11 protein-coding genes are annotated in these 12,026 nt (G+C 58.7%); 8 read left to right on the forward strand and 3 right to left on the reverse strand.

Going from position 1 to position 12,026, the window contains the following annotated elements; genetic code table 11:
• Positions 1 to 424: 424 nt before the first annotated feature.
• Positions 425 to 1,411 carry a hypothetical protein gene (locus Q0721_RS06045; RefSeq protein WP_299026898.1) on the reverse strand — a complete coding sequence of 329 codons (987 nt, stop codon included), beginning with the start codon at positions 1,409 to 1,411 and terminating at the stop codon, positions 425 to 427.
• 300 nt (positions 1,412 to 1,711) lie between these two features.
• On the opposite strand from Q0721_RS06045, the gene Q0721_RS06050 reads away from it, so the two are divergent.
• The 3 genes from Q0721_RS06050 to Q0721_RS06060 all read left to right on the forward strand — a co-directional run bounded on the left by Q0721_RS06050 (position 1,712) and on the right by Q0721_RS06060 (position 3,655).
• Entirely contained in the window at positions 1,712 to 1,870 is a 159-nt protein-coding gene (locus tag Q0721_RS06050) for a hypothetical protein (RefSeq protein WP_299026901.1), read from the forward strand.
• A 27-nt stretch (positions 1,871 to 1,897) separates the two neighbouring features.
• Entirely contained in the window at positions 1,898 to 2,632 is a 735-nt protein-coding gene (locus tag Q0721_RS06055; protein ID WP_299026904.1) for a hypothetical protein, read from the forward strand.
• A gap of 123 nt (positions 2,633 to 2,755) precedes the next feature.
• Positions 2,756 to 3,655: a prenyltransferase gene (locus Q0721_RS06060; RefSeq protein ID WP_299026909.1), complete on the forward strand. Its 900-nt coding sequence runs from the start codon at positions 2,756 to 2,758 to the stop codon at positions 3,653 to 3,655.
• A gap of 96 nt (positions 3,656 to 3,751) precedes the next feature.
• On the opposite strand, the gene Q0721_RS06065 is transcribed toward Q0721_RS06060, so the two are convergent.
• Complete coding sequence (locus tag Q0721_RS06065) at positions 3,752 to 4,348, reverse strand: DoxX family membrane protein (RefSeq protein ID WP_299026912.1); 597 nt, start codon at positions 4,346 to 4,348, stop codon at positions 3,752 to 3,754.
• A 115-nt stretch (positions 4,349 to 4,463) separates the two neighbouring features.
• Positions 4,464 to 5,138 carry a TetR/AcrR family transcriptional regulator gene (locus Q0721_RS06070; protein WP_299026915.1) on the reverse strand — a complete coding sequence of 225 codons (675 nt, stop codon included), beginning with the start codon at positions 5,136 to 5,138 and terminating at the stop codon, positions 4,464 to 4,466.
• Between the two features lie 110 nt (positions 5,139 to 5,248).
• Between Q0721_RS06070 and Q0721_RS06075 the strand changes: the two genes are divergently transcribed.
• The 5 genes from Q0721_RS06075 (at position 5,249) to Q0721_RS06095 (ending at position 12,017) form a co-directional block, all read left to right on the forward strand.
• Positions 5,249 to 5,977: an ABC transporter ATP-binding protein gene (locus Q0721_RS06075; protein ID WP_299026918.1), complete on the forward strand. Its 729-nt coding sequence runs from the start codon at positions 5,249 to 5,251 to the stop codon at positions 5,975 to 5,977.
• A gap of 12 nt (positions 5,978 to 5,989) precedes the next feature.
• A complete protein-coding gene (locus Q0721_RS06080) occupies positions 5,990 to 7,063 on the forward strand; it encodes an ABC transporter ATP-binding protein (RefSeq protein ID WP_299026920.1) in 1,074 nt (357 codons plus the stop codon).
• Positions 7,060 to 9,468, forward strand: coding sequence for an ABC transporter permease (locus tag Q0721_RS06085; RefSeq protein WP_299026924.1), 2,409 nt, complete (start codon positions 7,060 to 7,062; stop codon positions 9,466 to 9,468). The genes Q0721_RS06080 and Q0721_RS06085 overlap by 4 nt, the downstream gene beginning before the upstream one ends.
• Positions 9,469 to 9,489: 21 nt before the next feature.
• Positions 9,490 to 10,662, forward strand: a complete 1,173-nt coding sequence (locus tag Q0721_RS06090) for an efflux RND transporter periplasmic adaptor subunit (RefSeq protein WP_299026927.1) — start codon at positions 9,490 to 9,492, stop codon at positions 10,660 to 10,662.
• Between the two features lie 329 nt (positions 10,663 to 10,991).
• A complete protein-coding gene (locus tag Q0721_RS06095) occupies positions 10,992 to 12,017 on the forward strand; it encodes an iron ABC transporter substrate-binding protein (RefSeq protein WP_299026930.1) in 1,026 nt (341 codons plus the stop codon).
• Positions 12,018 to 12,026 lie beyond the last annotated feature (9 nt).

Genomic DNA, 12,026 nt, shown 5'->3' on the forward strand with positions numbered 1-12,026 from the left:
TGTCTATGTGGGCTTCGAGGCGCAGGCGCTTGAGCGCCAATGCACAATAAGACGGGTCTATCTCAATGCCAATGCCCTTACGACGCAAGGTGTAAGCGATGATTATTTTATTTTACCATTCAACACCCCTGACCAAAGCTACGGGCTCGCCCCGGCGCCACACCTCAAAGGGCATCCGAGCCAAATGGAACGGGCATGTGGGCGTGGCTTGTCCCATGCTCATCCAACGCATGCTGTCCAACTCTAGGTTGGGGAGGAGGTGAGCCATGGTTGGATATGAAGAAGATACTCCATTTATGCTGTGGGCGGTTTCATCGCCCTCTACGAACGTTCATCCTCGCTCCACTGCTCGCGAGTACCCTGTTGTCCGGTACGCCAACCCCTCTGACAAGATGGCAATCCACCTCACCCAGTCCCCTAGATGTCATTGTACTTCCTGCATCGCCTGAACGAAGCGGAGCAGGAATTCGGCCTCCTCGTACTTTTCATCTGCCGGCTCGTACCAACCAAAGGTCAATTGCAGAGGCATACTGTCCTGCCCCTTACCATACACGGTCAGGCGCTTGAGGCCGGCCTCCGCGGTGATAAAGCCTAGTGGCATGACTGCATACCCTTCTATCTGACTGAAAGGGTTGTCCGGCGAACGATAGAGCCAGCCCATGAGATAGTCTGGCGTGAGTTCGAGATAATCCAGCGAACTGATAACCTGTGTTCTCAAACCTTCCACAAAAGCCCGTTCTTCCGCTTTGCTCGGGTCAAAGATGCGGATGTGGCGAAAGGCCGGGTTAGGGCGGCGCTCCCAGGGGAATTTCTGGTACAGGCGGAAGCGTCGGTTGTTATGGCGGGTACGCCACAGGCATTCCAACAAGGTGGAGAAGAAGGCAACGGCAACAGGTTCCGCGGCAGAGAGCTCAAAACCCCAGGCTCCTTCTGCTGGCAGCACGGCAAGTGTATCCACAAAGTAAGGCGCCGGAAATAGGCGCAGTACCTCCTCGCGGCGTGCCTCGCGCAGGTGAATTATCTCCCCGCCGGGCGAAAAAGAAACACGGGCGTTGTACTCGCCCTGGCCGCTGAGACCGGCAGAGATTTGAGCTTCATATGGCTGGCCGAAGTCCACCTCCCGCCAGCGCAGCCCTATACGCCAGCGAAGGCGATTGCCTTCCAGCATGAGTTCGCCACGCCCCCGTTCAGCCAGACGTAGGAGAAACGGGTAGGTCACCACGGCGATAACCAGCCCAGGGATGAAACCACCCAAGCAGAGCAGCGTTCCCAACCAGTTGGGCATGTCCCAGCCCATTAGCGCCGGAACGCCGACAACCAAACCGCCCCACACGCCCAGGCAAATCAAGGTGGGCAGGAGGACGGTGTACCAGCCGCTTTTGTAGGGAAGAATCAAGCGATGGGAGGACATGTGTTTAATCCTTTTATAGCACAAACATAAATCCGGGCAAAGCGGATAAACGCAAAAATTACAGAGGTGGTAAGAAAAGTTGTTCCTCTGGGTATTATGTTCTATGCCCCGAGATATTCGTCTACGTCCTCGGGGACGAGAGTCATATCGGTGGGTAATATGATCCCAACCATCCCACTTATGTCTTTGAACCTTTCTCACCTAATTCGCCACGCCTAGAGTCATGGAATTTCCTCTTTTGAATGCCCATGTTATCCGAATTTCATCTCTGCTTAATCCGCCTATGCCATAATGGAGACTGTGAAGACCCCACTTCATCGTTTTACTCAACGCCCAACCTCACGCCACACCTATCCTCGCTTTTGGGAAAGAGCCATCCCCATCTTCCTCGTTCTGATCGGCCTCGCCATCCTGATCTTGCTAGGAGTTGGCCTGGCCGTGGTGCTGGGATGGTTGTAACCCCATCTTGTTTTATTGGAGGCCAACATGAATTTCGTCACCACTGTGTTACCGTTTCTTTCCAGCGCAGTGAGCCTGCTCTTTGCTCTGCTGGTCTTGTGGCGCTTCATGCGTAAACGAGGGCCCCATCATTTGTTATGGGGGATTGGCATGCTCTTCTACGCTATCGGTGGGTTCTGTGAGGGGTACTACGGAGCCTTTGGTTGGAACCCGCTGATCTTTCGTCTGTGGTACCTGTTTGGGGCAATGCTGGTGGCCGCCTGGTTAGGGCAGGGTACGGCTTATCTGCTGATCCGCCGCCGTGGGGTGGCCCATATGTTGATGGCAATCTTACTCATAGGCTCTATTTACGGTGCAATACGTGTCTTCAGTGCCGAACTTGACCCAGCGCTGATGTCGGGCGGGCTGCACACCGCTAGCGAGTTAAGCGGGCGCGCCATCGTCACCCCCGGCGTGCGTACGCTGACACCTTTCTTCAACCTCTACGGAACGGTATTGCTAGTGGGCGGCGCGGCCTACTCGGCCTGGCTCTTCTGGCGCAAGCGGGTGCTGCTTCATCGCACCATTGGTAACGTATTGATTGCCATCGGCGCCCTGTTGCCTGCGTTTGGCGGCACCTTCAGCCGCATGGGCATTCCTGGCGCCCTTTACATCAGCGAATTCCTCGGCGCTGTACTGCTCTTTGCGGGTTTCCTGCGGGCTACTATGCCGCTCCCGCAGTCGGCCGAAGCACCTCAGGTCTCTCAGACGGTCACGTCATAACAGCTCACCCATGGCACGCTTGACGCTGTGCCCGTCTCTCACGATAATAGAGGCGCACCTGCTGACAAACAGATAGCGCCAGCAAGCCCTTTGCTCAATCTTTCGATGATGGAGAAGCACACGATGACTTCATTGAAAGCTCTGCTTGGCCCTATGCGTGTTCCTTTCCTGCTACTGACCCCGGCGTGTGTACTTTTGGGGATAGGCACGGCCTACTGGCAAACCGGCCACCTGGCCGCTTGGTGGCAAATGGCACTGGTGCTGATAGCCGCCTTGGCCGCCCATATCAGCGTCAATGCCCTCAATGAGTACGTGGATTTCAAAACCGGACTCGATCAGCGCACTCAGCGCACCCCCTTCAGTGGCGGGAGCGGCACTCTGCCACAGCAGCCAGCCCTGGCTCCGGCGGCATTGTGGATTGGTCTGATCAGCCTGCTTGGGTTGGGTCTGATCGGTGCCTATTTTGTGACCTTGCGCGGATGGACGCTGGCTTGGATCGGCCTGCTGGGCATTCTGGTCATTGTAACCTACACCCCACTGATCACACGCCTGCCAGCCCTGTGCCTGATTGCCCCAGGACTGGGCTTCGGCCCACTGATGGTCATTGGCACGCACTTGGCTCTGGGTGGCGAGCTTTCGGCCACCGTTGTGGTCGCCTCGCTGGTACCGTTCTTCCTGGTCAACAACCTGCTTCTGCTGAACCAATTCCCGGATGTGGAGGCCGATCGCAGTGTGGGGCGTCATCATTTCCCGATCGTGGTAGGACGCCAACGCAGTGCCTACATTTACGCCCTCTTTCTGGGGCTGGCGTATCTCTCCATCGTAGCGGGGGTAATCGGGGGCGTGCTCCCCACCCCCAGTCTGCTGGGCCTGCTAGCCGCCATCTTGCTGCCGCGCGTGATCCGGGGGGTGCTGCGCCATGCCAACGAACTACCCCAACTCATACCCTACCTGGGCCTGAACGTTGTCCTCAACCTGGTGACGCCGGTCCTGGTAGCGGTGGGGTTTTTCCTGGCTGGGTAACAACCCGTCTTCACCCACCCAAACATGAAGCCCTTGGGGCTCTAACCCCCAAGGGCTCTTTCATGGTGTTTTAAGGCAAGCGCGTGGCCTACAACTTCACGGCGTCCCTGCGCCGGGCGCAGTCGTCGAGCCGCCCCCGGAAAATACCCGCCCAGGACGCCAGGGTGTGCCCAACAAGGGCAGCAACCAGCGGTCTAGTCCCCACCATCCCGCCGTCTTCCAGGCCAGGATAAGAAAGATAGAAAGGGTGAACAAAACTGGGTTGATGCTAGCGGTGCCGGCCATCATGAAGTTCCAGTTCATGAAAGCGCCAAAGAACGCGGCAATACCTACGAACGCACCCAAGATGAGCGCTGCCCCGACCAACAGTTCGCCAGCCACAATCAACTTGGCAAACCAGGTGTAATGTCCGCCGTCCAGCAGGGCTTGGATAAAAGCGCGGTACCAGTCAAAGGCAATGGCCGGGCGGGCCGGAGGCTCTGGAACGGCCACGGCGCGTTCCCAAAAGCCTTTCAGCGCCGCACCGGTTTGCACCCAGGCCGGATTGCCGATTTTACCCAGCCCTGAGGTCAGCCAGGTATAGCCCACATACACCCGCACAATCAGCCATAACCACGCCCACGAAGGGCTGCCAAACAAGCGTTGAATAAACGGGGGATCGGTAATCTCAATGACCTGTCCGTGCTCAGTCATCTCATACCTCCTGGCAGGATTTTATTCATATTATCACCCAATTAGTAAAGTTATATTAAAAGCCCCAATATTTCCCTAAAATATCGCATTGGATACGGTCATAAAAAATGGGTTTTTACCCGTCCGTTGGGGATGGCGGCAAGGTCAGATGACCGATGCCTTCGTAGAACAAATGGTAGAACATCGCTGCCATCTCTTCGGCGCCATAGGGCATGCCGCTTTCCAGCCACCAGGTCAGCAGAGCCAGCAACGCACCGGCAAAGTAATTCGCCAGCACATCCGCCGGCAACGCAGGCATCTGGTGAGGGCGATGGGCTTCCAAGTAGGTGAGCACTGCCTGGCAGATCATAGCGTGAATGCGTCTGGAGATCGCCGCTGTGCCCTCCCCACGCAGGATCACGCGGTACAGCGTGGCACTCGCCGCCGCGTGCTCAAACACTAGGGCAATGGCGCGCTGCAGCCAGCGCGCCGCGGCCTCAGAACCTGCCTCCAAATGCGGGGGCGCAAAGGCGCTCACTTGTGCCAGCAACTCATCTACCGTCTGCCGGATGCTATCCAGCAGCAAGGCTTCTTTATCCCGGTAATGTAAGTAAAAGGTCGCTCGCCCTAGGTTGGCGCGCTCGGTGATGTCCTCCACCCGCAAGGTCTCGTAGCCGCGCTCCAGGATCAGCGCCAGAAGTGCCTCGCGCAGTTGCTGGCGGGTACGCTGAATACGCCGATCAGCACGGCGGTCGCTGTCTTCCGTAGCCTGAAAGGCATCCCCAGGGTTAGCAAGAGGTACTCGGCTCATGGGCTGATTGACAAACCTGACTTACGGCATATAATTATAGACACTTCGTCCATAATTGGACACATTATCTATTTTATCACAGACAGACCTGTTTCTTGACACCCAGACCCATGGCGAGCCTCCTCACCTCCGCCCCTGCCTCCGCCACCCCCATCATCTCCCTGAGGGGGGTCAAGAAGGCTTATCACACTCCCGCGGGGGATTTCTGGGCGTTGCACGGCATTGACCTTGAGGTCTATCCGGGCGAATTCGTTGGCATCATCGGCAAATCTGGGGCAGGAAAGACCACCCTGCTCAACATGATCAGCGGGATTGACGCGCTGACAGAAGGCGAAGTGCTGGTCAACGGCGTGCGAGTGCATGACTTGGATGAAGATCGTCTGGCGCTGTGGCGCGGCCGCACGCTGGGCGTGATCACCCAGAACTTCCTGCTCATGCCCACCCTCACCTTGCTGGAGAACGTGCTGCTCCCAATGGATTTCTGTGGCCTATGGCAGGGGCGCAAGTCGGCGGAACGCGCGCAGGAGTTGCTGCGTCAGGTAGAACTTGAGGAACACATCCACAAGTTGCCAGCGGCCATTTCCGGCGGGCAGCAGCAACGCGTGGCCATCGCTCGCGCCCTAGCCAACGATCCCCCCATCCTGCTCGCCGATGAACCCACGGGACGGCTGGATTCAGGCACGGCGGAGGGGATTCTACATATTTTCGAGCGCCTGGTTGCCGCGGGCAAAACCATCGTGATGGTTACGCACGATCTCAGCCTGGAACGACGCTTCTCGCGCGTAGTGTGGATGGCTGATGGGCGACTAGTAGCGAATCGCCAGATCGCGTTGGGGTAAGGAGGGAACGCCATGCACCTGACCCAACCCGTCATCGCCCTGAGTCAACCCAGCGCCGAGGAAGCCCTCATCCACCTGAAAGAGGTGTGGAAGGTCTTCAAGATGCCTGCGGGGACATTCGAGGCGCTCAAGAACATCAATCTAAGCATCCGCAGTGGCGAATTTGTCAGCGTGACTGGCAAATCCGGTAGCGGCAAATCCACCTTGGTGAACATGATCACCGGAATTGATCGTCCTACGCGGGGTGAGGTGCGTGTCAACGGCACGCTGCTTAACACCCTGAGCGAAGGGGCGCTCTCGGTCTGGCGCGGCCACAACCTAGGCATTGTGTTCCAGTTCTTCCAGTTATTGCCGATGCTCTCCGTGCTGGAAAACGTCATGCTGCCGATGGACTTTTGCAATCGTTACGATCCAGCCGAGCGGGAGGAACGCGCCATGGCCTTGCTGCGCCGCGTAGGGCTCGAAAAGGTGGCCCACAAGCTCCCGGCAGCGCTTTCGGGTGGGCAGCAGCAATGCGCCGCCATCGCTCGCGCCTTGGCCAACGATCCCCCCATCCTGGTGGCCGACGAACCCACCGGCAACCTAGATTCGCGCACGGCCGTCCAGATCATGGAGATTTTCACCGACCTGGTCGCCCATGGCAAAACCCTGGTCATGGTCACCCACGACCTCCGCCTGGCCCAGCAAGCCCACCGCGTATTGGTCATTTCCGATGGAGAATTGATCCACCCGGCCATTGTGGCCCGCTGGCCACACCTCAGCCACCCTCGCATGCGCCTGCTCAACCGCCACCTACGCAGCTTGCGTCTGCCCCCCGCTACCCCCTTACCGGCCTGCCGCTGGGCAATGGTGCTGGAGGGCAGCCTGCACCCGCACCCGCGCCGCCGTTCCTTCCTAGCCCGTCTTACGCCGCTTGAGGTAGGGCAATGGCGCGCCTTCTCCCGCGCCGAGGAAGCAACCACTTACGCTGCCGGCAGCCGTGGGGCCCTAGTGCTCCTGCTGGATGAGGCCGCTTGGGAGAGCCTGCGCCGTGACGCCCCTGACCTTATTGCCACCCTGCAGACTCGACACGGAGGCCCGGCATGATACGACCCCGATGGCGCAAAGTCATCAGCGATCTCGTCGGCAATTTGGGGCGTTCGCTCCTGGTGGTGCTTTCGATTGCCGTGGGGTTATTTGCCATCGGCATCCTGATCACCAACCACCGTGTGATCGCCGAAGATATGGTCACCGGCTATCGCGCCGTCAACCCAGCCAATATCATGCTGGTAACCACTCCCTTTGACGATGATCTGGTAGAGCGGGTCAAAAGCGTGAAAGGCGTTCGTGATGCGCTGGGAGTGCACAGGGTCAGCCTGCGCGTGCAGACCCGGCAAGGGAATTGGCTGCCGATGGACTTCAACGCCATCCCCGATATGAATACTCAGGCCATCAACCAGGTGCATCTCCTGGAGGGCGTCTGGCCACCGGACGATAAGGAAGTGGTGGTTGAGCAATCCAAATTGAGTGAAATTGGGGCTGGAATGGGCGATTGGATCACCGTGGAATTGCCCTCTGGCAAAACGCGTCGCCTGCGCATCGTGGGCATCGTCAAGGATTTGACCTTGGGCGCTGCGGCGGGGGGTGGGGGGTTCTTCCTGGCAGCCCCTCAGGGTTATATCACCCCGTCCACCCTGCCCTGGCTGGAACAGAGCGAAGCCTGGAACACCCTTTACGTAACGGTGGAACAGGGTGACGATGAAACTGCCATCCGCCAAGTGGCGCAAAAGGTGCGCCGCGAGGTCGAAGCCCAGGGGGTGTTTATCTTCAGTTCGGCGGTGCGGACGTCCAACAACCATCCCAACCGCATTTACGTGGACGCGGTGGTAGGGGTGCTCTTCGTCCTGGGCGCTTTGGTGGTCTTCCTGAGCGGCTTCCTGATCACGAATACACTGAACGCCCTGTTGGCACAGCAGATGGTGCAAATTGGAGTGATGAAACTGATCGGGGCGCAGCGCTGGCAGGTGGCGGGCATTTACCAGGTGCTCATTCTGATCTACGGGGTGCTGGCCTTGATCCTGGCTTTGCCCCTCTCAGCCCGTTTTTCCTACGTCCTTTTGGAGTACCTGGCCAACCGCATCAACTTGCAATTGCAAGGTTTTCGCATCGTGCCCCTGGCGATCCTTGTCCAGGTGGTGCTGGCGTTGGCCGTGCCCCAAGGAGCGGCGCTGCTGCCCATTTTGCACGGCGTGCGTGTGCGCATTCACGAGGTGATCAGCGGCATCCGCCCCAGCGAGGCCGTTCAAACCCCTCACTGGATCGAGCGGCTGCAAAAGCGCTTCCGCGCGCTACCGCGACCGCTCCTTATCTCCCTGCGCAACACCTTCCGCCGTACCCAGCGCTTAATCCTAACCTTAATCACCCTGACCCTGGGGGGCGCGATCTTCATCGCCACCTTTAACACCCAAGCAGCTATTGAACGCTACATCCGGCAACTTTCGCGCTACTTCCTGGCCGACGTCAACCTAACCTTTGAGGCGCCCCAACGCATCCAGCGGGTGCAGAACGACCTAGCCCAGGTACCCGGCGTAGGGCACGTCGAGGGCTGGGCCTACACCCGTGCCGACCTGATGGGTGCCGGGGATGAAGTCTTGGATACGGTGCAGTTGATCGGCGTGCCCATCGAGACCACCCTGGTCACCCCCATCCTGCGCGAAGGACGCTGGTTACAGAGCGGCGACCGCAATGTGCTGGTGGTCAATGAACGCTTCCGCGCCACCCTGCCCAACCTGCGTGTGGGGGATACCCTGCATCTGCGCATCAACGGTAGCGAGCGCGAGTGGGTGGTGGTGGGCTTTCTCCAACTGGCCGGGCAGAACCTGGGACACCTGGCTTATGTGCCTTACCCCGAATTGAGCCGACAACTGGGACAATCGGGGCGAGGGTTGCTCTTCCGCGTGGCCGCCGATCGGTCCAACCTCTCCCTGCCTGAACAGGAGGACCTGGCACGGCAGGTAGACGCTTTTCTGAAAGCACGTGGCTACCATGTGACCGAGGCACGGGCGGGCCTTTCCGTGCTAGAAAAGACTGCTAAGGGCCTGGACGTGCTGACCAACTTCCTGCTCATCCTCTCCGGCTTGGCCGCCATCGTCGGTAGCATTGGCCTGGCCGGCACGATGAGCCTGAACGTGATGGAACGCACGCGTGAAATCGGTATCATGCGCGCCATTGGCGCTTCAGATGGTACCATTCGCACGCTGGTCATCGTTGAAGGTGTGCTGATCGGGCTGATGTCCTGGGTTTTGGCCTCACTGGCAGCCTTTCCCATCAGCCGACTGCTCTCCAACGTGATCAGCCAGGCCATTTTCAATGCGCCGGCCCTCTTTGCCTACACCCCGACCGGCTTTCTGGCTTGGCTGGGCGTTGTGCTGGTGCTGTCTGTGATTGCCAGTTTGCTGCCGGCACGTACCGCCGTACGTCTGACCATTCGCGAGGTGCTGGCTTATGAATAATCCCACTCTGGAGGGAGCAAAATGAGCGCAAAACGTTTTTGGGGGCTTCTTTCCTTGTCCATCCTTCTGCTTAGCACTCTCAACGGATGCAACCTGACAGGCCAACCGGCATCAGCGCCGACCCCCACCACATCACCCGCCACAACAACGCCAGATTGGATCATTGCCGAGGGGCGTATCGTACCGCGCGACTCAGCCTGGTTAATTTTCCGCGTCAGCGGGCGGGTGGACGAGGTGCTGGTGCAAGAGGGACAACGCGTCCAAGCCGGTGAGGTGCTGATGCGCCTGGGGGATCGCGAGCAGGCTGAAGCCGCGCTGGCGGCAGCCGAACTGGCACGCTTGCAGGCCCAGCAGCACCTAGATGATCTCAAACGCACAGCCGATCTGGCCGCAGCCCAGGCTCGTCAGGCCGTTGCGCAGGCCGAACAAACCCTCTTGGATGCCCAGCAGGCGCTGGACAACCTGGATACCGATGCCTATCGTGATGAGATAGATCGCGCCTGGGAAGAGGTCACCAAGGCACAGGATGAGGTTAAGGATGCCCAGGAGGAAGTGGATAAGTACAAGAACCTGGATCCTGACAACCCCACCCGCAAGCGGGCCGAAGATCGCCTGAAAAACGCCCAGGACCGCCTGGAAAAGGCCCAGCGCGATTATGACCGCCTAAACAACCGTTTGGAGCAGGCTCGCGCCGCAGTGGCGCAAGCCGAGGCCGCGCTAGCCGAGGCACGCCACACTTACGCACAGCGCCAGTCTGGCCCAGATCCAGATGACCTGGCCTTGGCCGAGGCACAACTGCGCCAGGCCGAGGCTCAAGTTGCCGCGGCCCAGGCCAGCCTGGACAGCCTGGAACTCAAGGCCCCCTTTGCCGGTACGGTGGTGGAAGTGCGTGTGGCGGCGGGCGAATCGGTCATGCCTAACCAACCGGTGATCCTGCTGGCTGATCTGGACACGCTCTACGTGGAGACCACCGACCTGAGTGAGACGGACGTGGTGAACATTCGAGTGGGACAGGACGCCGACATTGTAGCCGATGCTCTGCCCGAGGTCACCCTGAAAGGTACAGTGGAGCGCATCAGTGACCAGTTCGCTACCAAGGGTGGTGATATCGTCTACACTGTACGCCTGCGCTTGAGCAACCCCGACCCGCGCCTGCGCTGGGGTATGACCGTGGAAGTACGGTTTAAGCCTTAGGGACAGGCACTGATCATACACCGGTTTTCACTTTATCGTGAGAGCGCCTGTGTCGGGCACCCAGCAGGCGCTTTCAACTTTTGCAAGATAATTTTGGTTTATCACTGATTTTTAAGAGCACAACCCGCACTGGCGCAAAAGGTGCCATGACTTGGCTGACTCAGATCGTGCTTCCATGCTATTCTGTGGTCTGGGTAAGGTATAACGAGGGGAGATCGTCACCCTGCAATTTTTATGAATTTCGTTAAAATTATTGACAAAACTACCCATATTGGTTATAAATCCTCCGCCATGATATTCCCCTCTCACATCAACGGAGGTTCATCGTCATGATCCGGTTGTTCCAACGTCTTCTCTTCACCCTGATGACTATAACACTGGCAGGGTGTTCCGCGTTATCCACCGCCCAGTCCACACCGAACGCCGGGCACGTGGTGGTCTATTCAGGGCGCAGTGAGAACCTGGTGGCGCCAGTCTTCGCGCAGTTCACCCAGGCCACGGGCGTTCGGGTCGAGGTGCGCTATGGCAGTACTGCAGAACTGGCGGCTACACTTCTGGAAGAAGGCCGCAGTTCCCCCGCCGATATTTTTTACGCCCAGGATCCAGGGGGATTGGGCGCGGTAACTGCCGCCGGTTTGTTGGCACCACTTCCCGATGATCTTCTCTCCCCCGTGGCGCCGCATTTCCGCGCCGAGGATGGGACATGGGTAGGTGTCTCGGGGCGGGCACGGGTGGTTGTTTACAACACCAAACGTCTGCGCCCGGAAGACCTACCTCAGGACCTACGTGGCTTCACCGATCCACGGTGGCGCGGGAAAATTGGCTGGGCACCCACTAACGCCTCGTTCCAGGCCATGGTAACGGCCATGCGCAAGATGTGGGGCGAGGACGAAACCCGTGCCTGGCTGCTGGGCATTCAGGCTAACCAGCCGGTGGTCTTCGAAGGTAATGCGCCCATCGTCGCTGCGGTGGGGAACGGCGAGATTGAGATCGGATTTGTCAATCATTATTATCTCTATCGCTTCTTGCGTGAGCAAGGGGAGACCTTCCCGGCGCGCAACTACTTTATGAACAACGGCGGGCCAGATTCCCTAATTCTGGTTTCTGGGATCGGCCGTCTGACGAGTGGGAAGAACCCCGAGAACGCCTTGAAACTGATTCGCTTTCTGCTTTCACCGGTTGCCCAGCAATACTTCGCCAGCCAAACGTATGAGTATCCGGTGATTGCCGGCGTTAACCCCGAACGGGGCTTGCCGCCGTTGGATAGTTTAACCAGCGCAGTGATCAACCTGGAACAACTGGCCGATCTCCAAGGCACACTCGATTTGCTCCATGCAACCGGTATCCTGCCCTAAGAGGAGACC

The organism is uncultured Thermanaerothrix sp., assembly GCF_938028735.1.
In the GTDB taxonomy this organism is placed as follows: domain Bacteria; phylum Chloroflexota; class Anaerolineae; order Anaerolineales; family Anaerolineaceae; genus Thermanaerothrix.